Genomic DNA, 25,182 nt, shown 5'->3' on the forward strand with positions numbered 1-25,182 from the left:
TTTCTTGGATGGACAACCAGATCAACTCAATTGGGGCAAGGCGCTGCATCGCCTCGGCCATTCGAAGGTCGCCGCCAACAAGTGGTTTAAGCCTGAAACGACGGCGGGGCCGTAAGGTAAGGATTGACCAGCGAGCCAACTCGCCCGGCGCAAAAACGGGGCTTGACCAATGTGATGTGCGTACCTCATTTTGAGGTGGGCTCGCTTGGGGGAGAGGATGGACCCGCAATTCGTGATCAGCGATGAGGCAGCGCTACGCCAACTGTATCCGGCGACGCATGACCTCGCTCTGAAGAAGTTTCAACAGGAACTCGGGTTACACGCGCAAGCCTTTATCCGACGCTCACCGTTCCTGTGCCTGGGCACCCAAGACCTGAGCGGTCGAGCAGATGTGAGCCCTCGTGGCGACCCGCCGGGGTTTGTTCGTGTTTTGGATAGTAACACTTTGGCAATTCCAGACCGGCCGGGGAACAATCGACTAGATAGCCTGTCGAACATCATAGAGAATCCTGCCGTGGGATTATTGTTCATGATCCCTGGCTTTGACGATACCCTGCGCGTCAACGGAATGGCCAATATCGTCACTGATCCAGGTCTTCTCGCAACCATGGAGGTCAACAACCGCCTCCCACTTTGGCAATCGTAGTACAGGTTCGCGAAGTGTTCCTGCACTGCGCAAAGGCCCTGCGGCGCTCGCACATTTGGGACCCAGGGCATTACCAGGATCGCAGTCAAATGCCCTCACTGATCAAGATGATATTGGATGAGACGAGTGGGGCGCCTAGTGAGGAAGAAATGCGAAAGATCGATGCCGGGTTGGAAGAAGACTACAAGCAGACGATGTACTAGCAAAAGCAGGTCAGCGGCCCAAGGGCTGACGCTCGGCGGACTTATTTTGGTCGATACCAGTTCGCCCTTGCAAGAGCGTTGCCCTCTTACGAGAACCCGTCTTTCCTGTCATACGCCGTGTCGCGGGATAATGCCTCGCTTAGTTCATCTGTAGTCACTGGCCAAGCACTCACCACCCCGCCAGCGCGGAGTAGGATGGTCATAGACGTCCGATACGCCTCCCAGGAGACGTCAAGCGGAACCTTCTCGGTCAGTATTTCATACGTGCCAGGAGGGAATGACTCAGTCATCTCATTCAGCTTGAAGGGATGATTAAACGTAACCACTAGCGGTATTTCTGCGGAAGTCATTGATTGCTCCTCACTTAGCTTGGCGATTTACTTCGCCACAGGCATGGCAAACGCAGCCACTTTGCCAAGCTCGCGCCCGTCGGTGGTGATGACCAACTGGTTCCTGGTTCGCTCTGCCAGGCCACGTGACACTAAGAAAAACACGGCGGCCTCGTCATCTGTGCCGAAGAGTTGGCGCAATGGCACCGGTCCCTGGCTGAGCTGCCGCAAAAGGCCATACGAATACGCCGGCACGTGCTCGCGATGAGGACCGCTTACCGCTGCCCTTGCCGGATCGGCGCCAAGTTCCAACGACGGCCGCATTAGGTCGGCTGCTTCATGAGTGAAGCACAGAGCCTCCAGCCAAGAACCGACGCGGATCGGGATTTCCTTTCTGCCCTTGATCCAAAGGTCGACCTCGGAATCTTCGACCTGCAGCGATTGTGCCAAGGTCGTAGGCGACCATCGAATTATCCTTAGGCATTCCAGCATTCTCTTGGCGTGCAAGATCGTCCTCCTTTTGGCGGCCCTGTCAATCAACGCCGAAGTCGTAACGGTGCCAATCGCCGTCAGAGATTGCTCTCTTGTCGAATCCGACTGCCACGAGCACTCAATGCTCCGTGGCCTCGATGCTTTGCGGGGTGCTGCCCGCAAGACGGTTTGCAGCTCCGACCGCTAGAAACACGACACATAGGAGCGCCAACACAACGAGCGGCACTTTGTCAGACAGCCCCATCCTCAGGAGCCAGACCGCGCGAGCCGAATTGGTCTGTAGTCTGGGGAAACCCAGATCACGTGGTTCTTCGTCTGCCATTGAGGCGCTCGTTGGTCGCCTTCCACGCCACCTGGTTCAGGGGGCGGTTCCGACTCCGCTGGCTGGAAATGTGGTTTCACCTCCGCATCGCTGCCTAGTTCCACCTCATTGGGGGAGGCTTCCGGAACAGGGCGGGCGTTGCGCCTGGCGGGCTTAGTGGGTGCGGGATCTTCAGGTTCCAACCCGCTAGAATTGGGCTTGTTTGTTCTCTGGAAGGTCACTTGGCGTCCTTTCTTGAAGTGCAAAATAGTGGCCCTTCCTTGGGACCAACATCGCACATGCACTTTGGGTGAACTTCAATTCGGCCAGAAGTTCACCAGTCAGGACGGGCCGGTGCGGTAGGGAATGGAGTGTTGGAAATTGGTGGCAGGGTCGACATTTGGAGCGCTGTCAGCCGATCAAAGTGACTACGCATCCATTCCTGCACCATAGTTTCCTCGGCGTCGTAAGCGATGTCCTCATGGATCGCGACCGATGCGGGCAGGGGGGCAAAGTTTCGAGCGGAACGAAGTTCTGTCACGATTGCTATCCCTCTCGACGTTAATGCCGCCGCTGATTGAGGGTATCCTCAGTGCGGTTGCCGACATTTTCACTTCGGAGAGCGGGCGACCGTTCCGGTCGTTAGATCGTCGTGTGCAAGAAGCACGGCCAAGGCCTTCGTCAATCTCCAACGTGTATATGGGAACGATGCACGTGGTTTTCAACCGATGGGCTGGACTAGAGCGCCCGTCGGGTGCGGTGGCATGATCCTCTCGATGTGCCTCATCAGGTCATTCCCTTTCCCCACATCTCGCGCTCCCGACAACCCTGGAGGGGCGCGCCATAGCTGTCGGTGAACGGATCCATCGAAGCCGTAAAGGCGGGGACTGTTCCCCGCCTGTCGCTTCCTAACGCAGGAAGAAAATGATGATGATGATGAGCCAGATCGGCACGCCCAAGAGCCAAAGACCAATGCCACGCAACATGGTGATTCCTTTCCTTGGTTAGTCGCCTAGAAGCGACGGAAGATGCCCGCGAACACCGTGTTGCTATCGCGATGGTTGCCGCCCTTCTGGGCCGCCCAGAATGCTCCGATCGCAGAAACCAACAGGGATGCTGCGAGTAGAAATGCGGCAATGATTGCGGTGTTGCGTGCGATGCGTGCTGCCTCAATGGCCTGCTGGCGGGCCGCTTCGACGCTTGCCGCTACCTGATCGACGCGGGCTTGGGCCTCTTCGGGCGTCAGCCCGGTATTGGCTGCTACAACGCTCGCCAGGTAGCTGCTATCTTCCGGTGACATGACACCTTCGCTCAGTGCCATTTGGGTGAAGATGCGGCCAGCTTCATCGCGTGCCGTTCCGGCGTCCACCGGCTGGGTGGAACGGAACAGCGTGTCGACGAAATAGGCATTTGGATCCACTGCGTCTTCGGTAACGTTGGAAGCCGCGTTGGCGACGGTGGACGCAGCAGACCCGACGGCATTGGCAGCGGCGCCAATGCCGCCCACCGCGATCATAGCGCCAAGCAACGTCGCGCCGGCCCAGACCAGCAGGCCATGGGCACCATCGCGCAAGTCGCTTTCATCCTCAGTGGCATCAAAATACCGACGACGCAGGCGGCCCGTGAGATAGCCACCGGCCATGAAGCTTGAAACCTGTACCCAGAGGAACCAGGTAGCGGCTGCGATGCCTATAAAGATCGGGTTGGCCCCCTGGCCATAGCCGAAGTCGAGGAAGTTGAGGCCGACGGCGGAGCCGAAGCTGATCAGCACGACGGAAATGGCCGAGGCCAGCACGACGCCGGCAATAATGGCAGGCCAATCGACGTAAGAACTATCGTCCCTGGATCGAACTGACGCGTCGACGACGGCTACTTGTGGCGGGCTATCGATTGTCATGAGTTTGCTCCAAACTTGTTATTACAAAGAGGGTCAGTGGAGCCCAATGAACGACAGCACCGCCATGACAATCACGACCAGACCGACAAGATAGATTATGGAGTTCATGGCATCCTCTCAGGGAGTGTGAATGAACACTCAACCGTGTGGAGGGTGGTTTGGTTGCCCTAGTCGCGGGATATTGTGTGGGGTCCATAAGAGGAAGGCTACGACGGAAGGTTAGAAATGGGAGGCAAACTCCAAGGCGGTCTTCTCAGGTGGGCATTTCCGCTCAATCGCGCTCATGGGTGCGGTCAAGGTCCAACAGATTCCCTCTTCTCGAATGATCTCCGCATGTCCGGACACCGCCGATGGCGCAATTTTTTCGAGGACCACTGTTCAAATCCACGGCGCCGCGGGGCGCTGTCGTCCGGCCTGTCATCGTACGCGCCGGGAGTCTCGGTCCATCGCAACATGAAGTTGGGGCCAACGACTTTCCAGTCAACAGAGATAGCGCCGTCGTCGCGAGACAGGGCTCCGTACTTCATGGCGTTGGTGGTTAGCTCGTGAAGAGCCATGCCAATGTACTGAACCGCCATGGGCTGCAAAGAGATAGCCGGCCCCGAGAGGCTAACTCGGTCCTCGCCGCCGAAAATACTCACCTGATCCAGGGCAAGTTCGAACAGGTTCGCGCCCTTCCAGTCGCCCTTCACCAGAAGGTCCTGAGACCGGGAGAGCGCCATGATGCGCTCTCGAAGCTGCGCAACGAATTCTGGGACGGACTGTCCGCCTCGGTTTTCTGTTTCGCGCGTCATGGCGAGGATGACTGCGAACTGGTTCTTAACGCGATGATTCACCTCGCGCATAAGCCCGTGGACACGTGCTTCGGCTTCTTTCAGATCCGTGATATCGCGGGCGATTTTTGAGATGCCAACAATCTTGCCGTGCCGGTCTCGGATTGGCGAAATTGTCAGGGAGACGGGGAACAAATCGCCGTTCTTTCGCCGCCGGATGGTCTCAAAGTGATCTACGACCTCACCAGCGCGAATGCGCGCGAGAATCTCTATCTCTTCGTGTCGGCGGTCGTCGGGAATTAGCATCAGGATCGGGCGGCCGACCGCTTCGTCGGACGAGTACCCAAACACGCGGGCCGCGCTCTCGTTCCAAGTGACGATTGTCCCGTTCAAGTCTTTACTGATGATGGCATCGTGCGAGTGCCGGACAATCGCGGCCAAGTGCATTTCGGCGTCGATAAATGAGGAGTCGGTCACTTCGGCAACCCTTATGAAATCGGTCGGGAGTGCGACCTCAGCTATTACGAAGGCGCCCGCCGTGTCAGCGAGCGCCTCCCTGTTGCCGGCGTCGGCAAAATGTACGTCTTACCAAGACTGGCGGTTGTACCAGTCGTCGATGTCCTTCTTGACCTCATCCTTGGCTCGGCCATAGCGCTCCTGGATCTTTCCCTCGAGCTGCTCGCGATTGCCGTTGATCTGCGCGAGATCATCATCAGTGAGTTTGCCCCACTGTTCTTTGATCTTGCCGGACATCTGCTTCCAGCTGCCTTCGATGCGGTTCCAATCCATAAGACATCTCCTTGTTTTCACTGGAGATGAAACGTTGTCGTTCGATTGAGGTTCCCCTGGACATTCGTTTGCGCGTCTACGCCAAGACCAGCAGTGGCCGCCGCACATCACAAGTTTCGCGTACAGGAACCGCAGCGGCCGTCGCGCCGTTCGTCGATGAGGGAGCCAGCCGGCTTCGCCTCGAGAGGAATATCACAATGACCGAAAAGACACTCCACGACCTCTTCGTCGATACCCTTAAGGACATCTATTTTGCCGAAAAGCAGATCCTTAAGGCTCTCCCAAAGATGGCGAAGGCCGCGCAATCCGACAAACTGCGTGATGGCTTTGAAAAGCACCTGCAGGAAACCGAAGGGCATGTCGATCGGCTGGAGCAGATCTTCGACCTCCTCGGAAAGCCCGCGAGGGGCAAGACGTGCGAAGCCATCATCGGCATCATCGATGAAGGGAAATCTATCATCGAAGACTTCAAGGGTACCGCTGCGCTGGACGCCGGCCTTGTGTCCGCTGCACAAGCAGTGGAACACTACGAGATGGCACGCTATGGCACGCTCAAGACCTGGGCGCTGCGGCTTAACATGGCAGACGCTGCCGCTTTGCTGGACGCGACGCTTAAGGAAGAAACTGCAACCGACAAGCTGCTGAGCAATTTGGCAGAAGGCTCGATCAACGCAAAAGCTGCGTAGCCAGGGAGCTGGGCCGGCCGTGCTGGTCGGCCCAGCCCGTATTCAGACGACACCTTGTCCGCCGGTCGCGCCAAACACCTCACCGGTAAGATAGCTACCCTCCTGGGACGCCAGCAGCACGTAGATCGGAGCGATTTCTATGGGCTGGCCCGGTCGGCCGAACGCGCTGTTCTTGCCAAAGTCCCGGACCTTTTCTTTGGTTTGGCCGCCGGAAGGCTGTAGTACCGTCCAAAATGGACCCGGCGCTACCACATTTGCCCTTATCCCTTTCTCGATGAGTTGCTCGGCCAGCGCCTTGGTATAGGCGACGATGCCGGCCTTTGTGGTGGCATAGTCGAGCAAGTGAGATGACGGGTCGAAGGCCTGAATGGATGCTGTGGTGATCACTGAGGCGCCCGGCGGAAGATGCGGTACAGCGGCCTGAGCCGTCCAATGCAGGGCATAAAGGTTGGTTTTCATGGTCCGATCAAAGTCGTCTGATGTGACCTCCGCCACCGTGGGACGCGTCTTTTGTCTGGCTGCATTGATCACCAGGATATCCAGCCCCCCGAAGTCCTTCACCGTACGATCAACCATTTCGCGGCACCAAGCTTCGTCCGTGACATCGCCAGGCAATGCCAGGGCGCTTACCCCAGCGGCCTCGATCAGTTCCACGACCTCCTTGGCGTCCGGTTCCTCCTCTGGCAGGTATCCGATAGCGACATCGGCACCCTCTCTAGCAAAAGCGATGGCTGCCGCCCGGCCGATCCCGGAATCGCCACCAGTAATCAAGGCCTTGCGCCCAACTAGCTTGCCGCTACCGATGTAGCTTGTTTCGCCATGGTCGGGCTCCGGGATCATTCTAGCGACGATGCCCGGGCCAGACTGCTGCTGCTCGGGGAAGGGAGGTGTCGGATATTGGTAACGCGGGTCCTGCATCTTAAGGCGGTCTGACATTGCGCGGTCCTTTCCAAGTGACTCGCAAGGTCAATGGTGCCCGTAAGCTATGCGTTCCGAGGCCAGGATACAGAACGTGCGTCGAGACTGTGTATCAGCCGGCATCCTCGGCCGCGAAACGAAGGCGATTAAATTCACGATGAGCATCTTGAACTGTAGGTAACCACGCGCGCCAACCAGCGTGGAAAGCTTCGTGAGGTCGAACGCCGTACAAGACGTTGTTCGGGAAATATTGCACGGTTACCGCAGGAGGAGACGGCATGACCCCGATGCGGCTAAGTAAGCACGATCTGAGTGCAGACGACGTTTTGGCGGGGCTGGCCGTCAGGTATGGTCCGTACTACCAGCCGATCGCCAAGACCCGCCACTTGGGCTATCGAAAGAGCCTCAAAGGCGATGAGTGGTACGCCAGGATACGGACGCGGGCAGGCGGGTATTATCGCCGTCGGTTAGGTTGGGCGGTCTCTTCAGCCCGTCCAATGGGCCTCACCTATGAAACCGCATTGGCGGCAGCCCACCAGTGGTTCAACAGTTCCGACGTTCGCCCCTGGGCCGCTGAACCCAGCCCACTAGGCGTAAAGCAAGACCTCATCGTGTGCCCGATCGATGGGTCATACAGTGTAGCCCACGCTTTGCATGACTATGTTGAGTGGAAACGTCTGGTGGCAGCCCAGAGCCACTTTGAGACATGCATTTCGCTTATCAACTACCACATTATCCCGCGCCTTTCGAACCTGGCCGTCAATGAGTTTAACAGCGAGCACCTGAGGCGCTTCGTACGGGACGTGCTCGAAACACCGGTAAAGCGCGGGCGCCGAGCGCTGGGGCCACAGCTTTCGATTGCGAGTCTCGACGATGAGCAATTGCGCAAGCGCAAGAAGACCGTAAATACGCTTATCGGAATCCTTCGCACGGCCTTCCAAATCTCTTGGGAGAGCGGGAAGGTCGAGAGCGAGCGCGCGTGGCGATGCCTACGACGTTTGCCTGCGATTGATCGTCCCCGGTCACTGCACTTGTCGCGGGCTGAATGCCGGGACCTTATTGCTCAATGCCGACCCGATCTTGCGCGCCTTGTCCTGGGGGCGCTTTACACTGGCTGCCGTTCAAACGAGCTGCTCAACATGAGATGTGAAGACGTCGGGCGTGACGGCTACGGAGTGTACATTCCCAGAGCGAAAAACTACCGGGCCCGTTTCATTTTTTTGCCAGACGAGGGCATGGCGTGGTTCCTGGATCTGGTACGCGGCCGTAAGCGGAAAGACTTCGTGTTCGTCCGCAATGACGGAAGGCCCTGGAATGGCAATCAGAAGTCACTCTTCAAGAATGCGGTGCGTGCCGCCGACTTACCGGATGAATTCTCGTTTCACGGGCTTCGCCACACATATGCGAGCCAGTTGGTTCAGGCCGGAGCTACGGTCTACGCTGTCGCAGCCCAACTGGGTCATGCCGATCCGACGACAGTTCTTCGTACCTATGGCCATCTGGCTCCCCAAATTCGCGAATCTGAGGTGCGGCAGCGATTTACCCCAGTAAGTCCAGAGAACGATGAGGCGGCCCGCGAGCGAGCCGACGAGTTGAGAGACTGGCGAGCCAGTCTACACGGCGGAGCTTGGCGAGAGTATGCCAAGATTTCCGATGTCTGGGACCCCGCTCGCTCCCTTGAGCCGACTAGATTGCTGAGCCCACGCCGTAGTTAGTCTCGGAGGCATCTACTTGCTGATCACGCCTGGCACATGGAATGGGGCACATTGCGGCTCCGCGCTTTTCCACTGAAGTTGGGGAGCTTAATCACCGATATGAGACGAGAAAGGCCGCCAACGTGCAGACGGCCTGCCATTGCCTTATCGACTTGTCAGCGCAATCCGAATTAGGTCCGCGGTGTTTTCCGCCCCGACTTTCGACATCACCCGTTGGCGGTGAACGTCTACTGTCCGGAAGGAAATGCCTAGTACCAGAGCAGCTGATTTGCTGCTTTCTCCGTTGACGATCAAGTTCATTACCTCGCGCTCCCTTGCAGTGAGCGCCGGGAATCCTGTGATTTCCACGTCGTGAGCGACTGAGTTCGGGCTTTGAGTGGGAGACCGGTTTCGCGGAGTACCCAAAACCAGGCCGAGCAACCTGACACTGTCTAAGGGTTTGGTGACCACATCCCAAGCGCCGTATTTCATGGCCTGCACCGCTGCCTCGACACTGCCCCTTCCTACCATCGAGAATACCGGTAGTGCACCGTGAAAGCGCTTGAGATGGGATAGCACACTCAGGCCACGGCTATTGTCGGCTTCCACACTCATGAGGACGATATCGGGCGGCGCTCGCCCCAAGGCGCTCAGGAGCTGTCGCTCATCGGTAAAATAAGCCGTACTGAAGCCTTCAAGGCGGAACATGACGGATATTCTCTCGCAGGTGTCTGCGTCCGCATCGACAATGTAGATCAGTCGGTCGCGGGTGGAAGTGCTATGGTTTGACATCGAACGGCGCCCCCCATTTGAACTAACGCTTGCGGAGGATGACGTACGGTCATCCCGTCGGCTATTGGCTGAATGCCGTAGTATTATCGACGGTGGAGGCTGTTTTCGCGGCGTATTGGCAATATTGCCTAGGCAATGCTGCAGGCAACCGGTTGCGTTGAGGTGGTTGCTGTGCCTTATTATCGTGCTCGAAGCACGAGGCGGCCGGCATGATTGGTAGTTTTTATTACTCACCGCACCATCGCCCCGCCGATGTTGTCATCGAAATGATGTGGCAAGATGGACTGCGTGGCGGCATCGTCAGTGCGCCAGATTGGGTGCTGCACGACCTCGAGGGGCAGGGCCTGTCGCTAAGGCCGGCTGACGAATTCATGCGTCTGCCATTTGCTCTCAGCTACGGTGTGCTCGTGGCGACTTCGGCCCACGCTCAGCTCACTTTGACCGGCGATCGCGACGTCTGGATGCGCGAATGGGGCAGCCTCGTGGAGCGGCCCTTGCTGAGCGCTACAGTGGTGCCTCTTCGGGGAAGATTTGAATCTCATTGAGCTTGTAGGCCCGAACGATCGCGCTGACTCGGTTGGAGGCGCCGAGTTTCGTGACGGCGTTTTGAGCGTGCACGTTGACGGTTTTCGTAGTTATACCAAGTTGAGCGGCAACAGCTTCCGACGTGCGGCCGGTGGCAATTAGGGTGAGCACCTCGCGTTCGCGCTGCGTGAGCACTGGGACGTGCGCAGCAGGCGGGCGACTCTCTATCTTCTCGGCATACTGATCAATCGTTGTTGTCACGCCGATATAGCCTTGAAACGACCCGCTTTCGAAACGAGGCACGCCGTGTGCCCAGGTTAGAACAAACGAGCCATCCTTTTTCAGTAGGCGATAGCTGACCCCATACGGACTGTGGCTTTGTACGGCTGTGAAGAAAACGCTACCAACGCGCGCTCTGTCATCGTCGTGCACAGCGTTCAGCCAACCGTAGCCCTCTCCTTCTCGTGGCGGGGTCCCTGTGACTTCATACCAAGTGCTGCTCAAGTAAATGCAGTACCCATCGGCTTCCGTGATCCACGCCAGTAGAGGCGAAGTCTCTACCAGATCACGAAATAACAGTCGGTCGGGTGTCCAATTCGCCACTCGCGTCATGCGGTTACACTCCTGTGTGGCCCGCTAAGGCTATGCGTCGATTCGAATATTTTACCGTTTGATCAGAAATTCATACTGCATTTGACATGTTTGTTGCCAGCCCCATTCTGCATGAAGAGTTCAGGGCGACATTTTATGCCTCAGTTCGAAGGGGAGGGCGCCCTACGTACTCCATCACGTGAATTGACTCTTCCGGGCCAATGTTCCTAGTTCGTTCTCATTCTGGAGGTGTGAAATGGGAATCGAAATCAAGGTGCCGCGCGCCGTCCAAATCCGTCGCTTGAAGGCCACGGGTCTGGACGCCGAGGATATCGTCAAGCTGACGGGGTTTGCGCCTTCTATCGTACGCGAGGCGCTGGCTGTGCAGCACGCGATCAAGAAGTAAACATGATCGGCGGCGGAACCTGCATCTGTGTCTACGCTCGGAGAAATGAAGGCAAGCGGTGAGGGGCTGATCTTCTACTGCAAGCCCAACGGCGGTCCGGCGTGCCACCATAGCTGGACGCCAAACATCGATCAGCTCATCCAGTATTTCGGCGTCGACTTCGACGTGGTTGCCAACCGTACGGCTTTCCTCCAGCGCTTCGTCTGCGAGAAGTGCGGCCGGCGTTCGGCAGATATCCGGCTTGTGTTGTCGTCTGACACGCCGGGATTGAACGGAGGGCAAGGCGGCCACAACCACCAGCCTCCAATGAGCCTTGAAGAGTCGCTCGAGCGGTATCGGGCCTTCGTCGCTGAGCGGAAGCGCTTGGGGATCAAAAGCAACGAGGAGATCGCCTCGGAATCTCGGGAGTTCCGCAAGGCTCAAGCGAGGGCTGAGAAGCTGGCGGAGAAAACCGGCGGTGTGCTCATCGGCCCTCCGAACCCATGGGCGCGTAGGAAGCGGGGTAGGTGGCTATGATTGCGGGTCGGCCCCGAGATCCTTGAGCATCACACGCACCGATTGCGCTCGGACATCGGCGAACTCGTTCTCTCGTTGATGCGGGGGTATTGCTTCGAAGTGGGCCAGCAGCCGGCGGAGACGCGCGATCTCCTTGTCTCGGGCTGTGTTGATCGAAGGAACTCTCATTCTGTGACGGTAGCCGAGGTCGGCGGTTTCGTCACCGCCCTATCAATGCGCGTCCTGCCGGTGCCAGCTCATACGCTGGGCCGTCGTCGGTGGCGTCCTCGATCAGGAATCGCCACTTGGCCAACTGTCTCAGCTCGGAAGCAATCGGCGCCCATTCCGCATCCACCGGGAGTCCGATGCAGATTCGGCCGTGCTTGTTCACGACCGCGAGGATGTGGTGCTGGTGGTCAGAGAGGCGGCGCATGGTCAGGACTTCATCAAATGTTGGCGGGCGCGACGCTCCCAGTCTGCAAGGTCGCGCTCATATTGATCCTGCACCCATAAAGGAATGGTGGCCGAGCGGCTTTCCATAGGCTGGCCAGGGAAGCGCTCATTGTGTCTAGCGGCAAGCCTTGGCAGCAGATCGCGCATGGCGTCAGGATCCGCCGACGCGGAGACAGCGGCGTTGGCTCGGTCCTGGGCATCCAGCTTTCTCGCGCGGACGCAGAGGTCAAGGGCTTCAGACAACAGTTCGCAGTCAGCCTCGCTCATCTGTCTCTTCCTATCGGGAAGGGGACGGAAGGGTATCGGCCAAGAAATTGCACCCATCGTCAGTCAGGCACCATGTGTAGCCATATCCGCCTGCTGCAAACTCTGAGCGCTGTAGCAGCCCCGATGCCGCGGCCCCCTTCAAATGGCGCAGGATTGTTGCAACGGTTCCTGTGTAGCCACCACGATGGATGCGGTCGGCTATGAACGCCGTTTGCCGCATGAAATCGCTTCGTCCCTCTGCTGCGGCCGAGAGCACTTTTGTCACTTCCAGTCGAACTGCCATCGTCTATCTCCTACCCGGAACAGGGCAGAAAGGTGCGGGGGCCGCGCCAAATCTGCCAATGGAATCAAGGGCCCGAGATTTGCGCCGGTGAGGGGCAAGGCCATTGAAATTGCTGGGAAATGTGGAGTTTATGGCGATCCCGGCAGGACTCGAACCTGCGACCAACAGCTTAGAAGGCTGCTGCTCTATCCAGCTGAGCTACGGGACCAGCTCAAGCGCCCCATTTAAAGCATTTGCGCGCAAAGGGAATGCCTTTTGAGCGGATGCCCAACAGTCTGCGCACTAAGAATGGGGGCGGGCGGTGCTTCCGCGAATGATCAACTCCGAGCTGAGCACCATATGCATCGGCACGGTGATGTGCCGGTCACCCTCGATAACGTCGATCAGCGCGCCGGCGGCGATGCGGCCTAGGGCATCTCGCGGTTGGCGCATCGTGGTGAGGGGGGGCCAGATATGGGCCGAAACGGCCAGGTCGTCGAAGCCAACAACCGAAATATCGCGCGGGCATTCAATGCCGAACTGGCGCAAACCCGAGAGTAGCCCGATCGCGCACTCATCGTTGGCGGCGAAGATTGCCGTGGGGCGATCAGCCAGACCGGCAAACCGGCCGGCGGCGATGTGCCCAGCCTCCATTTCGAAGGCCCCCGCAAACATCCATTCGGGGCGAACCGGCAGCCCCGCCGCCTGCATCGCTCGAACGAACCCCGACTCACGTTCGCCGGTGAGCACATTGCCCACAGGGCCCCGGATGTGGCCGATTCTAGTGTGACCCAGTTCGATGAGATGGCGCGTGGCTTGCTCAGCGGCGTATGCGTTGTCCGTCTTGACCGTGTGGAAGGGGGCCTTGGGGATTTCTTCGCAGGCCACGATAAGCGGGACGGGCGTTTCACCATCCTTCAGCAGCATCAACTGCTTGAGGTCCACGGACCCGTCAAACAGCAGCAGGCCGTCAACGCGATTTGAGAGAAAGTAGTCGCGCATCTGCCGGCCGGATTCTTCGGCGGCAAAGCGGTTCACGATCAGTACGCCATAGCCGCGTCTGGCCGCCTCCCTCTCGACCGCATCGAGGATGGTCGAGAAGAACGGATTGCGAATATCGGGCAGAGCGACAAGGATAGTTCGGGCCGTTTTTTGACGCAGCGAGCGGGCTGATTGGTTGGGTGTGTAGCCTGTCACGCGCACTGCTTCAGAAATTCTTGCGCGACTGCTCTCGCTGACCCGTTCCGGGCTCGAAAGAGCGCGGCTTACAGTGGCCGTCGATACGCGCGCATAATGCGCAACATCTTGAATTGTCGGCGTTTTTTTGACCAGAGACATGCGTGACAACACCCCTCCGGCTGTCAACTTGGCAATCTGTCTAAATCGATCTTGACAGGCACGCAAGACGTGTATGAGAGTAATGCAATCGATTGCAGAGATTTCGAGACACTAAAAATGCAATCGATTACACGCCGCCAGCTCGGGATGTTTCAGGAGAAAACAACCTAGCGGCTGGCTGCTCGCGGGAGCGCATCGCTCCAAGTGATCGTTGGGAGGACAACTATGAATAAATTTGCAGTGGTTGCCGCTATGGCAACTGCTTTGCTCGGCACCACCGCCGTCATGGCCGCTGATCTGGAAGTCACGCACTGGTGGACTTCGGCCGGTGAAGCTGCTGCCGTCGCCGAGTTTGCCCGCGTCTTCGAAGAGCAAACCGGCAACAAGTGGGTCGACAGCGCCCTGGCAGGCTCCGGCACCGGTGCCAACCCCGTCATCATTGGCCGCATCATCGGTGGCGACCCGATGGGCGCAACCCAGATGAACACCGGCCGCGATGCTGAGGAGCTCATCAAGGCTGGCCTGATGCGCGACCTGACCCCGATTGCCGACGAAATGGGCATCAAGGACTTCTACGTCGACGCTTCGCTGCTCGAGCCTTGCACCTATGACGGCAAGATCTACTGCTTCCCGGTCAACATCCACTCGTGGGATTGGCTGTGGCTTTCGACCAAGGCCTACGAAAAGATTGGCCAGCCCGTTCCGAAGGACTGGAACGAGTATGTCGCCAGCTGGCCGGCCCTGCAGGCTGCAGGCATCCTGCCGTTCGGTCTGGCTACCGGTTGGCCGATCTCCGGCGTCCCGGGCGTTCTGATGTCCGGCATCGGTGGCAGCGATCTCGTGCTCGCCGTCAACCGCGACAAGGACGCATCCGCTGTCCGTGGTCCGGAATTCCGCAAGGTTGCCGAAGCTCTCGACGCCCTCCGCAAGGTGGTCTCGCCCGAGATGATGGTTCCTTCGTTCGGAGACGTGGGCAACCAGCTCCTGTCCGGCGAAGCAGCTGGCAATATCCACGGCGACTGGCTGCAGGGTGACCTGCAGGTCGCTGGCGGCGTCCCCGGCGTCGACTACGAATGTCTGCCTGCTCTCGGCCTGGGTGACCAGCTGACCGGCGGCGGCGACGCCTTCTACTTCCCCGTCCTGCCTGCTGGCACCGACGAGGCAGTGATCCAGGCTCAGACGGATCTCGCAAAGCTGCTGATCTCGCCTGAAGCCCAGCTCGCCTTCAACCTGAAGAAGGGCTCGATGCCGATCCGTACCGACGTCGACCTGAGCGGTGCCAATGCCTGCATGAAGAAGGCCCTGGTCCTGTTGGACAACGGCCTGCTGCCTTCCGGTGACTTCGCGCTCTCCAGCGACACCCAGCAGCAGATGCAGGACCTGAGCATCGAGTTCCTCGATGACGACTCGATCACCGTCGATGACTACATTGAGCGCTATGCTCAGATCATCGAACAGGCCGACTAATATCGGCCAGGTGCCGATGTAATCGGTCTCGCCTGACAAGCAGCGGCCGGCCTTGATTATTCAAGCCGGCCGCTCACTCTGGAGAGAGATCTATGGCGGACATCGTAGTCCAAGAGCAGAGCAGTGCTCGCCCCGCCGGTTTGGGCCGCACTCTGCACAATATTTTCGTCAAAAACCTGGCCGCCAAGATTGCAGCTGGCCCCATGATCGCCACCGTGCTGGTCGTGTTCATCGGCTGCACGATCTGGACAGTATATTATTCCTTCACCGCTTCACGCCTGCTGCCGAGCAACACCTTCGTTGGCTTCGATCAGTATGAGCGCCTGTTCAAGACAGCGCGCTGGAACATCTCGGTCACCAACCTGATGGTCTACGGCGTGTTCTCGTTGGTGTTCACGCTCGGCATCGGCTTCATTCTCGCCGTGCTGATGGACCAGAAGATCCGCTTCGAAAGCGCCTTCCGCACCATCATGCTCTATCCATTCGCCTTGTCATTCATCGTGACCGGCCTGGTCTGGCAGTGGATCATGAACCCAACGCTGGGCCTGCAGGGCACCCTGCGCAATATGGGCTGGACCAGCTTCACTTTCGACTGGCTGAACAACTCCAAGATGGTGCTGTTCGCAATCCTGATCGCCGGCCTCTGGCAGGGCGTCGGGTTTACCATGGTGTTGCTGCTGGCAGGTCTGCGCAGCGTCGACGACGAAATCTGGAAGGCCGCTCGCATCGACGGCATCCCGACATGGCGCACCTATCTCTCCATTGTTCTTCCCATGATGCGCGGCGTGTTCGTCACCGCCGTGGTGCTCATCGGTTCCGGCATCGTGCGTCTCTACGACCTTGTCGTGGCGCTGACCGACGGCGGCCCGGGCATCTCCTCGGAAGTGCCGGCAAAATACGTCATCACCTACATGTTTGGCGCCGGCAATATCGGGCAGGGCCTGGCCGCGTCGACCATGATGCTGCTCACCGTGCTGATCATCGTCATTCCGTGGGCCTATCTTGAATTTGGCGGAAAGGGGCGCCGCTCATGAGCCAGACCGCAACTATGACTGGCCCCGCTGTGGCCGCGGCGACCGACGGCCCCAGCGGCCCCCGGCCCAAGCCGTTTTTCACCCCGCGCAAGATCATGCTCTATTCGGTGCTGGTCTTCTTCTCGATCTACTTCCTGTTCCCGCTCTATGTGATGATCATCACGTCGTTCAAGACGATGCCTGAGATCCGCTTCGGCAACATCTTCGCCTTGCCCGTTGCCCCGAATTTCGACGCATGGGTGAAGGCCTGGAGCAGCGCATGTACCGGCCTCAATTGCGAAGGCCTGGCACCGGGCTTCTGGAATTCGGTCAAGATCACCGTGCCCAGCACGATCGTTTCGATCTTTATCGCCGCAGTGAACGGCTATGCGCTGGTCAACTGGCGCTTCAAGGGTGCCGACTTCTTCTTCGCCGTCCTCATCTTTGGTTCGTTCATCCCCTATCAGGTGATGCTCTATCCGCTGGTGATGCTGACGCGCGAAATGGGCATCTTCGGTAGCCTCTGGGCCGTCATCCTGGTCCACACCATCTTCGGCATGCCAATCCTGACCCTGCTGTTCCGCAACTACTTTGCCTCGCTGCCGCAGGAACTGTTCAAGGCTGCACGTGTCGATGGGGCAGGGTTCTGGCGCATCTTCTTCGAGATCATGCTGCCCATGTCGCTGCCGATCTTCGTGGTGGCGCTGATCCTGCAGATCACCGGCATCTGGAACGACTTCCTGTTCGGCGTCGTCTTTGCCGGCAACCAGAACTACCCGATGACCGTGCAGCTCAACAACATCGTCAACTCGGCGCAGGGCAGCCCGGAATACAACGTCAACATGGCCGCCACCATTCTGACCGGGCTTGTGCCGCTCATCATCTATTTCGTGTCCGGTAAGCTGTTCGTTCGCGGCGTCGCCGCCGGCGCCGTGAAGGGATAATCTCATGCAACACAGCGTATCCATCCGCGATCTCTCGCTCAGCTTCGGCAGCGTAAAGGTCCTAGAGACGCTCAATCTCGATATCGCGCAGGGCGAGTTCATCGTCCTGCTCGGACCCTCGGGCTGCGGCAAGTCCACTCTGCTCAATTGCATCGCGGGCCTGCTTGACGTGTCTGCCGGCCAGATCTTCATCAATGGCAAGAACGTCACCTGGGAAGAGCCCAAGGACCGCGGCATCGGCATGGTATTCCAGTCCTATGCGCTCTATCCGCAGATGACTGTGGAACGGAATCTCTCCTTCGGCCTGCGCGTTGCCGGCATGAAGAAGGAAGAGGTCGACCAGCGCGTGGCGCGTGCTGCCGAAATCCTGCAGATCCAGCCCTTGCTGAACCGCAAGCCTGCCAACCTGTCGGGCGGCCAGCGCCAACGCGTCGCCATCGGCCGCGCCCTGGTGCGCGACGTGGACGTGTTCCTGTTCGACGAGCCGCTGTCCAATCTCGATGCCAAGCTCCGTTCGGACCTGCGCGTCGAGATCAAGCGCCTGCACCAGCGGCTCAAGAACACCATGATCTACGTCACCCACGACCAGATCGAGGCCCTGACGCTCGCTGATCGCATCGCCATCATGAAGAATGGCGTGATCCAGCAACTGGCCGATCCGCACACCATTTACAACAAGCCGGTCAATCTCTACGTCGCCGGCTTCATCGGTTCGCCCTCGATGAACTTCATCGACGGCACCTTGAACGGATCGAGCTTCACGGCCGAAGATGGCACGGTTATCCCGGTCGGCAATTACGAGTTCACGGCGGCCCCCGCCGGCACCACAAAGGCGGTGCTGGGTGTTCGTCCTGAACACATTCTGCTCGGCGACGATGCCGCGCGGTTGCCGTTCAAGGCCGAGGTGGAAATCGAGATTGTCGAGCCGATGGGTTCAGACACGCTCGCCTGGACGACCATTGCTGGGAAGTCAGTCACCTTCCGCGCTGCCAGCGACGTTCATCTGGTGCCTGGCCAGAAACTGGTCATTGGCTTTGATCCGGCACGCGGCTCGTTCTTCAGCTCCGAAACGACCAATCGTCTCTGAGACCTCACTTCGGCGGCGGCGCCCACAGGCGCCCCGCCTCAGCGAAAATGGCCAATATTACTATTGCGGTGATTGGCCTAACTCACTGGCGCGACAGCTCCCCTGAACAGCGCTACCCAACATGCAGGCGACGCCAAAAGGCGCGCTCCAACGTATAAGAGGCCCTGATGACCGTATTGTCATTCCAGCTCTATAGTGCACGCAACTACCCCTCTTTGCCGGAGTTTCTCGGCAAGCTCGGAAAGCTGGGCTACACGCAGGTTGAAGGATATGGCGGGCTTTATGAAGACGCCGCCGGCCTTGCTGCCAACCTTAAGAACAACGGCTTGACCATGCCGACAGGCCATTTCGGCCCGGCGCAGGTGGCGGACGTGTCCACCACCCTCAAGACGGCCGAAACGCTCGGCATGAAGAAGATCTATTGCCCCCACATCGGGCCGGAAGGGCGCAGCGAAGACGAGTCCAAGTGGCTCGAACTGGCTGAGATGCTAGCCAAGGCCGGCGAGAGCTACACCAAGGAAGGCTACGGCTTTGGTTGGCACAACCACGACTTCGAATTCGTGCCGACCACCTCGGGCCGCACGCCGATGGAAATCGTCCTTGAGACCGCGCCCGATATCGAATGGGAATGCGACGTCGCCTGGGTGGTTCGTGGCAAGGCCGATCCGGTCAAGTGGTTCGAGCGCTATGGCAATCGCATCACCGCGGTCCACGTCAAGGATATCGCCTCGGCAGGCCAGAACCTGGATGAAGACGGCTGGGCCGATGTCGGCCACGGCGTCCTCGGCTGGGACAACCTGATCGGCACCGTCCAGGCCAAGACCAAGGCCCAGTATTTCGTCGCCGAACACGACAAGCCTGCGGATGCAGAGCGCTTTGCATCGCGCTCCATCGCTACCGCCAAGAAGTGGAAGTAACTGAAATGGCCAAGACTTTTGGCGTCGGCATCATGGGTGCCGGCAATATTTCGAGCGCCTATCTCCGCCTCGCGCCTCTGTTCAAGGGGCTCGAGGTTCGTGCTGTTGCCGACATCATCCCCGCCGCCGCACAGAAACGTGCCGAGGAATTCGGTGTTCGTGCTCAGACCCCTGACGAGCTGCTCAAGAACAGCGAGCTCGACGTCATTGTGAACCTGACGATCCCGGCGACCCACTATTCGGTGTCGATGGATATTATTTCGGCCGGTAAGCACGCCTATTCCGAAAAGCCCTTTGTGCTGTCGCTGGAAGAGGGCATGGCCCTCAAAAAGGCCGCCGATGATCGCCACCTCAAGGTCGGTTCGGCTCCCGATACCTTCCTGGGTGGTGCCCATCAGCAGGCGCGCGACATCATCGATAGCGGCAAGCTCGGCAAGATCATGAGCGGCACCACGCACGTCATGAGCCGCGGCATGGAGCATTGGCACCCCAATCCGGACTTCTTCTTCCAGCCCGGCGCTGGCCCGATCCTTGACCTGGGCCCATACTATGTCACCGAGCTGATCCATCTGCTCGGGCCGGTGAAGCGCCTGTCGGCCTTCACCAACATGGCTCGCACCGAGCGCGAAGTGACGGCCGAGGGCGCATACAAGGGTACTTTCGTTCGGGTCGGCACCCCTACCACCATTCACGGCGTGCTGGAGTTCGTCTCCGGGGCCATCATCACCATCGGGGCGAGTTGGGACGTGGCGGCGCACGGCCACCACAATATCGAGCTCTATGGCACTGATGGGTCGATCTTCGTGCCCGATCCGAACTTCTTCGGCGGCGACCTGGTTACGGCCAATGTTGCCGGTGAACGTTCGCCGGTGACGCCGTGGGATCACCCCTTCGGCAAGGCCAATCAGGATCTCGAATCCGCAAACCCGCGCGCCAACTACCGTACGGCTGGTCTTGCCGACATGATCGCTTCGATCGATGGCGGCTACACGGCCCGTTGCGGCCTCGATGTCGCGCTGCATGCTGTGGATGTCATGACCAGCCTGCTCAAGGCGGGCGAAAGCGGCCAGGTTCTGACCCTGTCGACCACCTGCGAGCGGCCAAAGGCCCTGACTCCGGCCGAAGCGGCGTCCCTGTTGAAGTAGTCATTCCTGACTGCGTTGACAGCCAGGGCAGGCCAGTCAACAGTCATGCAAATGTTCTGCGCAGGCGGCGGTCAACCGCCGCCTGTTTTTGCAAATAGTCGGAACAAAATAACGAGGCGCCAAGCGCCTATAGAGGAGAAACGACATGCGTACCATCAAGGGGCCCGCAATATTTCTGGCGCAGTTCGCTGGTGACGCTGCCCCGTTCAATTCCTTCGACGCGATCTGCGGCTGGGCCGCAAACTACGGCTACAAGGGCGTGCAGATCCCGACCTGGGTCGGCAGCCTGATCGACCTCGAAAAGGCAGCGACGTCCAAGACCTACGCTGACGAACTGGCCGGCACGGCCGCCGAGCACGGCTTGGCAATCACCGAACTGTCGACGCACCTGCAGGGCCAACTGGTCGCTGCGCACCCGGTCTATGACACGATGCTGGATGGTTTTGCGCCAGCTTCCGTCCATGGCAATCCGAAGGCTCGCCAGGAATGGGCAGTTCAGCAGTTGCACTGGGCCGCGAAGGCCTCGAAGAATCTGGGCCTTACCGAGCACGCAACCTTCTCGGGTGCGCTGGCCTGGCCATTCCTCTACCCGTTTCCGCAGCGCCCCGCAGGCCTTGTCGAAGAAGCCTTTGACGAACTGGCCCGTCGTTGGACGCCGATCCTCAATGTGTTCGACGAAAACGGCGTGGACGTCTGCTACGAGATTCATCCGGGCGAAGACCTGCACGACGGCGTGACCTACGAGATGTTCCTCGAGCGCGTAAACAACCATCCGCGCGCCAATCTGCTCTACGATCCCAGCCACTTTGTGCTGCAGCAGCTCGACTATCTCGACTACATCGACATCTACCACGAGCGTATCAAGATGTTCCACGTCAAGGATGCCGAGTTCAATCCAACCGGCCGCCAGGGCGTGTATTCGGGCTACCAGAGCTGGATCAACCGGGCAGGGCGCTTCCGTTCGCTCGGCGATGGTCAGGTCGATTTCGCCTCCATCTTCTCCAAGATGGCGCAGTACGACTTCGCGGGCTGGGCCGTGCTCGAATGGGAATGTGCCATCAAGCACCCCGAAGATGGGGCTCGTGAAGGTGCTGAGTTCATCAAGAACCACATCATTCGCGTCACCGAACACGCCTTCGACGACTTCGCTTCCGCCGGCACCGATCTTGCCGCCAACCGCAAGATCCTGGGTCTGGACTGATGGCTGATCCGGCGATCCAAACCGTATCGCTGGACGCGCTTACCATTGTCGGCCTCCCGGTTTCGGGAGGCTGGCAAGACCTGCCCAAAGTCGTGCCAGAAGCCTGGCGGCGCCTGTTTGCCGAGAGCGATGCCATTGCCGACGCGTCGCGGTCGGTTGGCAGCCATGTCGGGGTCAGCCTCGCCATGGAGGATGGCATTTACCGCGAGTTTGTTGGTCAGGTCGTTTCCGGATGTCGCAAGGCGCCTGCGGGCATGTCGCTGCTACACATTCCCGCCAACACTTATCGGCACCTCCTCCACACCGGATCGCTGAAGGCCATCGCCTCCAGTTTCCAGGCGATCTACGATGACGCCGAGGAGCAGGGCTTGGCGGCGGGCATTTTCAAGCTCGATTTCGGCTATCAGGCCGATGGATCAATCACACACCACGATCTCTACGTTGGCATCGATCCGATCGCCGCGCCGGAGACTGCAGAAAACACGAAAGACTGAAACATGGCTGAGAATGGCGCAAAGCGGATTCGCCTTGGCATGGTTGGCGGCGGCACTGGGGCCTTTATCGGCTACGTACACCGCGTCGCGGCCCGCATCGACGGCGATTATGACCTGGTGGCGGGCGCCTTGTCGTCGCGTCCCGACGTGGCATTGGAATCCGGCCGCAATCTCGGCTTGGCCGATGACCGCATCTACAACTCCTACGAGGAAATGGCCCGCGCCGAGGCCGCCCGTCCCGACGGCATCCAGGCCGTTTCGATCGTCACGCCAAACCATATGCACTACGGCCCGGCCAAGGCATTCCTCGAAGCCGGCATTCACGTCATTTGTGACAAGCCAATTACCAGCACGCTGGCAGATGCGCGCCAGCTTGCTGCCATCAAGCCCAAAAATGGTGCCCGGTTTCTGCTGACGCACAACTACACTGGCTACCCCTTGATGCGTCAGGCGCGTGAGCTCGTGGAGTCCGGCGCGCTGGGCAAGATCCGCGTCGTACAGGTCGAATATCCGCAGGATTGGCTGGCCGTTGAAGCCGACGCCGACAACAAGCAGGCCTCCTGGCGTACCGATCCGGCGCGCTCCGGGGCAGGTGGCGCCATCGGTGATATCGGCACCCACGCCTACAACCTAGCCCGCTTCGTCACCGGCCTAAAGACAGAGGCGGTGTCGGCAGATCTCTCCAGTTTCGTGCCGGGCCGCCAGCTGGATGACAACGTCCACATCATGCTGCGCTTCGAAGGCGGCGCAAAGGGCATGCTTTGGGCCAGCCAGGTGGCTGTGGGGTGCGAGAATGGCCTGCAGCTGCGCGTCTACGGCGAAAAGGCCGGTATCGAATGGCGCCAGGACAATCCCAACTACATGTGGTTCACCGAATTCGGCAAGCCAAAGCAGCTGCTGACGCGCGGCGGCGCCATCTCGGGCAATGCGGCCTCGACGATGAATGTTCGCATCCCGTCCGGTCACCCCGAGGGGTATCTGGAAGCTTTTGCAACACTCTACAGCCAGTTCGCCGCCGTGATCCGCGGTGAGGGCGCTGCTTATGAGGGCCTTTTGCCCACTTTGACCGACGGCGTCGAGGGCATGCAGTTCATCACCGCCTCGGTCCAGTCCAGCCACAACGACGGCAAGTGGACCCGGTTGAGCGAGGTCTGATCGTCAATGCCTTCCACACGCGTTGAAACCGCCAGCGGTTGGCTTGGCGACCGCCGGGCCGATTTCCTCGATGCAATCCAGCAGGCCTTGATGGAGGGCATCCTGATCCCGGAGAACGATCGGGATATTCGCCTCACTCAGTACGACCCCGCCGACATGCTCAAGCATGCCGGCGGCAGTCCTCGGCACACAAACATCGAGATCACCCTGTTCGCCGGGCGAACTATCGAAGCCAAGCGCCGGCTCTACGCGGCCTTGGCAACGCGCCTGGCGCCATTCGGCCTTGATCCCGTAGACATCAAGGTGGTGTTGATCGAGGTCGACCGCCACAATTGGGGGCTACGCGGCCTGCCAGCCAGCGAAATTGACCTGGGTTTCAAGGTTGACGTCTAGGAAAGAGTGGCCGGCAACCCGGTCACTGTATCCGTTTCACCGCGTATCCGGCCTGCTCCAGCAGGTCGACAACGCTGTTGGCGCCAACCAGATGCGCGGCGCCGACAATGACTATGTTCTTCTCGTTGTTCGCCAGCATGGTCTTGAGCGGCGGAATCCAGTTGTGATTCCGGTCGTAGATCAGGCGATCCATGAAGGCTTCTTCGAAGCCCCCCATTTCCATGAGGAACATCTTGGCCAGATGTTCAGGCGTACCCGACGTCCAGCTCATCATCATCTTGTCCATCAGCTTGGGCAGGTCGTCGAGTTGATCTAGCGTGGCTCGCAGCATCGCGATTTGCTCGTCTTCCGGCGCACCGGCCAGAACGTCCAGCTGCTGTTCGCCGGTTTCCAGGAAGCCAATCCGCGATGCATCCAGTTCGGGCTGCAGTGTGAACTCGACACCTTGCTCACTGAATCCTGCATCCGCCAGGGCGGCCACGCTGATCGTGTTGGTGGCCATCCATGGACGCATGGCCATGAGCATGCCGGGCGGCAGCGCGTAGCTTGCGGCATGCAGGCGCAACTCGTTTGCCAGCTCATCATCGAGAATGTCGGTCAGCATGGTGCCGTCGGTGTAGATCCCGCGCACGAAGGCCTCCGCAGTCATCTGGGCAACAGCGGCTGGGCGAATGTCGGTCTCGAACACGACCTGGTCAGATTCGGTCAAGATGTCGTCGAATAGGGGAGTGCGCCATTCGGTGCCATGCTGCACGATGTGGAAGGAGCCAAACAGCCAGATGCTACTGTCGCCATCTCGAACCTCCCACAGGGCAGGTGCCGCATGCGCGGGCACTGACAGACCAAGCAGGGCAACGGCAGGCAGGAGCTTTCGGGCTGACAACTTCATGGGCGCTCCCCTATGGCGGACCTCGTCGATGTGGACATCATACGCTGCCAAATACGCGAGCAGAAGGGCGTAAGCAGCCCCGGGGATCGGAACGGCTTTGTCGTGGAAGGCCAAAAAACAAATGCGCCACAATCACTTGCGGCGCATATCAGAATCTCTGGGAGAGGTTTGACCTAGTGGGTCCAGGGCGTCTTGCGATCGGATTTGAAATTATCCGGGTAGCTGACACGCTTGGGAATAGGGTCATGCGCAGGCTGCACCGAATAGGCGATGCCGTTCTTCTGCGCGTAAGCTTCTGCCAATTCGAGGGTGTCGAAGCTGAGGCGAACCTGCTGCCGGGTATCCGTCGAGGTCGTGTAGCCCATCAGTGGATCTATTTCGCGCGGTGCGGCCATTTCGTGAACCAGCACCCACTGCTTGGACTTGCCGTTACCCGACTGCATGGCGTTGCGGGCCGGGCGATAGATACGGGCGGTCATGCAAAGTCCTCTACACGATACGCTAACGCAAAATGATGGTCGGAGTACAAAGATTCGAACTTTGGACCCCCGGTTCCCAAAACCGGTGCTCTACCAGGCTGAGCTACACTCCGAGACAGCCATTCCGTTAGACTGTTCGAA

26 protein-coding genes, 2 tRNA genes and 2 pseudogenes are annotated in these 25,182 nt (G+C 59.3%); 16 read left to right on the plus strand and 14 right to left on the minus strand.

Going from position 1 to position 25,182, the window contains the following annotated elements:
• The first annotated feature begins 217 nt into the window (after positions 1-217).
• Positions 218-849 (plus strand): annotated as a pseudogene (locus tag ACZ5WT_RS14230) (pyridoxamine 5'-phosphate oxidase family protein).
• 377 nt (positions 850-1,226) lie between these two features.
• On the opposite strand, the gene ACZ5WT_RS14235 reads toward ACZ5WT_RS14230, so the two are convergent.
• The 4 genes from ACZ5WT_RS14235 to ACZ5WT_RS14250 form a co-directional block, all read right to left on the minus strand.
• On the minus strand, positions 1,227-1,685 hold the full coding sequence (locus tag ACZ5WT_RS14235) for a hypothetical protein (RefSeq protein ID WP_464284443.1): 459 nt from the start codon (positions 1,683-1,685) through the stop codon (positions 1,227-1,229).
• Positions 1,686-2,983: 1,298 nt separating this feature from the next.
• On the minus strand, positions 2,984-3,868 hold the full coding sequence (locus ACZ5WT_RS14240; protein ID WP_464284444.1) for a hypothetical protein: 885 nt from the start codon (positions 3,866-3,868) through the stop codon (positions 2,984-2,986).
• Between the two features lie 293 nt (positions 3,869-4,161).
• Positions 4,162-5,118 carry a PAS domain S-box protein gene (locus tag ACZ5WT_RS14245; RefSeq protein ID WP_464284445.1) on the minus strand — a complete coding sequence of 319 codons (957 nt, stop codon included), beginning with the start codon at positions 5,116-5,118 and terminating at the stop codon, positions 4,162-4,164.
• A 108-nt stretch (positions 5,119-5,226) separates the two neighbouring features.
• Entirely contained in the window at positions 5,227-5,430 is a 204-nt protein-coding gene (locus ACZ5WT_RS14250; RefSeq protein WP_464284446.1) for a CsbD family protein, read from the minus strand.
• Between the two features lie 197 nt (positions 5,431-5,627).
• Between ACZ5WT_RS14250 and ACZ5WT_RS14255 the strand changes: the two genes are divergently transcribed.
• A complete protein-coding gene (locus ACZ5WT_RS14255; protein ID WP_464287214.1) occupies positions 5,628-6,116 on the plus strand; it encodes a YciE/YciF ferroxidase family protein in 489 nt (162 codons plus the stop codon).
• A 42-nt stretch (positions 6,117-6,158) separates the two neighbouring features.
• Here the strand turns inward: ACZ5WT_RS14255 and ACZ5WT_RS14260 are convergent, their stop codons facing one another.
• Positions 6,159-7,052, minus strand: a complete 894-nt coding sequence (locus ACZ5WT_RS14260; protein ID WP_464284447.1) for an SDR family oxidoreductase — start codon at positions 7,050-7,052, stop codon at positions 6,159-6,161.
• A 260-nt stretch (positions 7,053-7,312) separates the two neighbouring features.
• Here ACZ5WT_RS14260 and ACZ5WT_RS14265 point away from each other — a divergent pair, with 260 nt between their 5' ends.
• Positions 7,313-8,749: a tyrosine-type recombinase/integrase gene (locus ACZ5WT_RS14265; protein ID WP_464284448.1), complete on the plus strand. Its 1,437-nt coding sequence runs from the start codon at positions 7,313-7,315 to the stop codon at positions 8,747-8,749.
• A 144-nt stretch (positions 8,750-8,893) separates the two neighbouring features.
• Here the strand turns inward: ACZ5WT_RS14265 and ACZ5WT_RS14270 are convergent, their stop codons facing one another.
• Positions 8,894-9,436 carry a response regulator transcription factor gene (locus tag ACZ5WT_RS14270; RefSeq protein WP_464284449.1) on the minus strand — a complete coding sequence of 181 codons (543 nt, stop codon included), beginning with the start codon at positions 9,434-9,436 and terminating at the stop codon, positions 8,894-8,896.
• Positions 9,437-9,729: 293 nt separating this feature from the next.
• Between ACZ5WT_RS14270 and ACZ5WT_RS14275 the strand changes: the two genes are divergently transcribed.
• Complete coding sequence (locus ACZ5WT_RS14275) at positions 9,730-10,065, plus strand: hypothetical protein (RefSeq protein WP_464284450.1); 336 nt, start codon at positions 9,730-9,732, stop codon at positions 10,063-10,065.
• Here the strand turns inward: ACZ5WT_RS14275 and ACZ5WT_RS14280 are convergent.
• The gene (locus ACZ5WT_RS14280; RefSeq protein WP_464284451.1) at positions 10,025-10,657 is read right to left on the minus strand and encodes a LuxR C-terminal-related transcriptional regulator; all 633 of its coding nucleotides are present in this window, start codon (positions 10,655-10,657) and stop codon (positions 10,025-10,027) included. The genes ACZ5WT_RS14275 and ACZ5WT_RS14280 overlap by 41 nt on opposite strands.
• 235 nt (positions 10,658-10,892) lie before the next feature.
• On the opposite strand from ACZ5WT_RS14280, the gene ACZ5WT_RS14285 reads away from it, so the two are divergent.
• Complete coding sequence (locus tag ACZ5WT_RS14285) at positions 10,893-11,042, plus strand: hypothetical protein (RefSeq protein ID WP_464284452.1); 150 nt, start codon at positions 10,893-10,895, stop codon at positions 11,040-11,042.
• A gap of 45 nt (positions 11,043-11,087) precedes the next feature.
• Positions 11,088-11,558: a hypothetical protein gene (locus tag ACZ5WT_RS14290; RefSeq protein WP_464284453.1), complete on the plus strand. Its 471-nt coding sequence runs from the start codon at positions 11,088-11,090 to the stop codon at positions 11,556-11,558.
• 414 nt (positions 11,559-11,972) lie between these two features.
• On the opposite strand, the gene ACZ5WT_RS14295 is transcribed toward ACZ5WT_RS14290, so the two are convergent.
• The 4 genes and pseudogenes from ACZ5WT_RS14295 to ACZ5WT_RS14310 form a co-directional block, all read right to left on the minus strand.
• Positions 11,973-12,257: a hypothetical protein gene (locus tag ACZ5WT_RS14295; protein ID WP_464284454.1), complete on the minus strand. Its 285-nt coding sequence runs from the start codon at positions 12,255-12,257 to the stop codon at positions 11,973-11,975.
• Between the two features lie 414 nt (positions 12,258-12,671).
• A tRNA-Arg gene (locus ACZ5WT_RS14300) sits at positions 12,672-12,748 on the minus strand.
• A 74-nt stretch (positions 12,749-12,822) separates the two neighbouring features.
• Positions 12,823-13,716: a LacI family DNA-binding transcriptional regulator gene (locus ACZ5WT_RS14305; protein WP_464287215.1), complete on the minus strand. Its 894-nt coding sequence runs from the start codon at positions 13,714-13,716 to the stop codon at positions 12,823-12,825.
• A 39-nt stretch (positions 13,717-13,755) separates the two neighbouring features.
• A pseudogene (locus ACZ5WT_RS14310) lies at positions 13,756-13,857 on the minus strand (LacI family DNA-binding transcriptional regulator); the annotation flags it as partial.
• A 225-nt stretch (positions 13,858-14,082) separates the two neighbouring features.
• Between ACZ5WT_RS14310 and ACZ5WT_RS14315 the strand changes: the two are divergent.
• The 10 genes from ACZ5WT_RS14315 to ACZ5WT_RS14360 all read left to right on the plus strand — a co-directional run bounded on the left by ACZ5WT_RS14315 (position 14,083) and on the right by ACZ5WT_RS14360 (position 23,673).
• Positions 14,083-15,324, plus strand: a complete 1,242-nt coding sequence (locus ACZ5WT_RS14315) for an ABC transporter substrate-binding protein (RefSeq protein WP_464284455.1) — start codon at positions 14,083-14,085, stop codon at positions 15,322-15,324.
• Positions 15,325-15,425: 101 nt separating this feature from the next.
• Positions 15,426-16,358, plus strand: coding sequence for a carbohydrate ABC transporter permease (locus ACZ5WT_RS14320; protein ID WP_464287216.1), 933 nt, complete (start codon positions 15,426-15,428; stop codon positions 16,356-16,358).
• Positions 16,355-17,281, plus strand: coding sequence for a carbohydrate ABC transporter permease (locus ACZ5WT_RS14325; RefSeq protein WP_464284456.1), 927 nt, complete (start codon positions 16,355-16,357; stop codon positions 17,279-17,281). The genes ACZ5WT_RS14320 and ACZ5WT_RS14325 overlap by 4 nt, the downstream gene beginning before the upstream one ends.
• Before the next feature lie 4 nt (positions 17,282-17,285).
• On the plus strand, positions 17,286-18,368 hold the full coding sequence (locus tag ACZ5WT_RS14330) for an ABC transporter ATP-binding protein (RefSeq protein WP_464284457.1): 1,083 nt from the start codon (positions 17,286-17,288) through the stop codon (positions 18,366-18,368).
• Positions 18,369-18,535: 167 nt separating this feature from the next.
• Positions 18,536-19,285 (plus strand): sugar phosphate isomerase/epimerase family protein, encoded by a 750-nt coding sequence (locus ACZ5WT_RS14335; protein ID WP_464284458.1) that lies wholly within the window; start codon positions 18,536-18,538, stop codon positions 19,283-19,285.
• Positions 19,286-19,290: 5 nt separating this feature from the next.
• On the plus strand, positions 19,291-20,430 hold the full coding sequence (locus ACZ5WT_RS14340) for a Gfo/Idh/MocA family protein (protein ID WP_464284459.1): 1,140 nt from the start codon (positions 19,291-19,293) through the stop codon (positions 20,428-20,430).
• A gap of 145 nt (positions 20,431-20,575) precedes the next feature.
• Positions 20,576-21,631: a sugar phosphate isomerase/epimerase family protein gene (locus ACZ5WT_RS14345; protein ID WP_464284460.1), complete on the plus strand. Its 1,056-nt coding sequence runs from the start codon at positions 20,576-20,578 to the stop codon at positions 21,629-21,631.
• Positions 21,631-22,125, plus strand: coding sequence for a GyrI-like domain-containing protein (locus ACZ5WT_RS14350; protein WP_464284461.1), 495 nt, complete (start codon positions 21,631-21,633; stop codon positions 22,123-22,125). Before ACZ5WT_RS14345 ends, ACZ5WT_RS14350 begins: the two co-directional genes overlap by 1 nt.
• Before the next feature lie 3 nt (positions 22,126-22,128).
• Entirely contained in the window at positions 22,129-23,280 is a 1,152-nt protein-coding gene (locus ACZ5WT_RS14355; RefSeq protein WP_464284462.1) for a Gfo/Idh/MocA family protein, read from the plus strand.
• A 6-nt stretch (positions 23,281-23,286) separates the two neighbouring features.
• Complete coding sequence (locus ACZ5WT_RS14360; RefSeq protein WP_464284463.1) at positions 23,287-23,673, plus strand: tautomerase family protein; 387 nt, start codon at positions 23,287-23,289, stop codon at positions 23,671-23,673.
• A 22-nt stretch (positions 23,674-23,695) separates the two neighbouring features.
• On the opposite strand, the gene ACZ5WT_RS14365 is transcribed toward ACZ5WT_RS14360, so the two are convergent.
• The 3 genes from ACZ5WT_RS14365 to ACZ5WT_RS14375 form a co-directional block, all read right to left on the minus strand.
• Positions 23,696-24,676, minus strand: coding sequence for a TraB/GumN family protein (locus tag ACZ5WT_RS14365; RefSeq protein ID WP_464284464.1), 981 nt, complete (start codon positions 24,674-24,676; stop codon positions 23,696-23,698).
• Between the two features lie 59 nt (positions 24,677-24,735).
• On the minus strand, positions 24,736-25,041 hold the full coding sequence (locus tag ACZ5WT_RS14370; RefSeq protein WP_464284465.1) for an ETC complex I subunit: 306 nt from the start codon (positions 25,039-25,041) through the stop codon (positions 24,736-24,738).
• A 36-nt stretch (positions 25,042-25,077) separates the two neighbouring features.
• Positions 25,078-25,154: transfer RNA gene (locus tag ACZ5WT_RS14375), tRNA-Pro, on the minus strand.
• Between the last annotated feature and the right edge of the window lie 28 nt (positions 25,155-25,182).

Source organism: Devosia sp. T2-14, from assembly GCF_055397495.1.

Coding starts and splice junctions, on each gene's coding strand:
- ACZ5WT_RS14325 (WP_464284456.1), top strand. CDS start 16,355: ATGAGCCAGACCGCAACTATGACTGGCCCCGCTGTGGCCGCGGCGACC.
- ACZ5WT_RS14350 (WP_464284461.1), top strand. CDS start 21,631: ATGGCTGATCCGGCGATCCAAACCGTATCGCTGGACGCGCTTACCATT.
- ACZ5WT_RS14345 (WP_464284460.1), top strand. CDS start 20,576: ATGCGTACCATCAAGGGGCCCGCAATATTTCTGGCGCAGTTCGCTGGT.
- ACZ5WT_RS14275 (WP_464284450.1), top strand. CDS start 9,730: ATGATTGGTAGTTTTTATTACTCACCGCACCATCGCCCCGCCGATGTT.
- ACZ5WT_RS14360 (WP_464284463.1), top strand. CDS start 23,287: ATGCCTTCCACACGCGTTGAAACCGCCAGCGGTTGGCTTGGCGACCGC.
- ACZ5WT_RS14290 (WP_464284453.1), top strand. CDS start 11,088: ATGAAGGCAAGCGGTGAGGGGCTGATCTTCTACTGCAAGCCCAACGGC.
- ACZ5WT_RS14240 (WP_464284444.1), bottom strand. CDS start 3,868: ATGACAATCGATAGCCCGCCACAAGTAGCCGTCGTCGACGCGTCAGTT.
- ACZ5WT_RS14355 (WP_464284462.1), top strand. CDS start 22,129: ATGGCTGAGAATGGCGCAAAGCGGATTCGCCTTGGCATGGTTGGCGGC.
- ACZ5WT_RS14330 (WP_464284457.1), top strand. CDS start 17,286: ATGCAACACAGCGTATCCATCCGCGATCTCTCGCTCAGCTTCGGCAGC.
- ACZ5WT_RS14285 (WP_464284452.1), top strand. CDS start 10,893: ATGGGAATCGAAATCAAGGTGCCGCGCGCCGTCCAAATCCGTCGCTTG.
- ACZ5WT_RS14255 (WP_464287214.1), top strand. CDS start 5,628: ATGACCGAAAAGACACTCCACGACCTCTTCGTCGATACCCTTAAGGAC.
- ACZ5WT_RS14260 (WP_464284447.1), bottom strand. CDS start 7,052: ATGTCAGACCGCCTTAAGATGCAGGACCCGCGTTACCAATATCCGACA.
- ACZ5WT_RS14335 (WP_464284458.1), top strand. CDS start 18,536: ATGACCGTATTGTCATTCCAGCTCTATAGTGCACGCAACTACCCCTCT.
- ACZ5WT_RS14370 (WP_464284465.1), bottom strand. CDS start 25,041: ATGACCGCCCGTATCTATCGCCCGGCCCGCAACGCCATGCAGTCGGGT.
- ACZ5WT_RS14250 (WP_464284446.1), bottom strand. CDS start 5,430: ATGGATTGGAACCGCATCGAAGGCAGCTGGAAGCAGATGTCCGGCAAG.
- ACZ5WT_RS14280 (WP_464284451.1), bottom strand. CDS start 10,657: ATGACGCGAGTGGCGAATTGGACACCCGACCGACTGTTATTTCGTGAT.
- ACZ5WT_RS14295 (WP_464284454.1), bottom strand. CDS start 12,257: ATGAGCGAGGCTGACTGCGAACTGTTGTCTGAAGCCCTTGACCTCTGC.
- ACZ5WT_RS14270 (WP_464284449.1), bottom strand. CDS start 9,436: ATGTTCCGCCTTGAAGGCTTCAGTACGGCTTATTTTACCGATGAGCGA.
- ACZ5WT_RS14315 (WP_464284455.1), top strand. CDS start 14,083: ATGAATAAATTTGCAGTGGTTGCCGCTATGGCAACTGCTTTGCTCGGC.
- ACZ5WT_RS14265 (WP_464284448.1), top strand. CDS start 7,313: ATGACCCCGATGCGGCTAAGTAAGCACGATCTGAGTGCAGACGACGTT.
- ACZ5WT_RS14340 (WP_464284459.1), top strand. CDS start 19,291: ATGGCCAAGACTTTTGGCGTCGGCATCATGGGTGCCGGCAATATTTCG.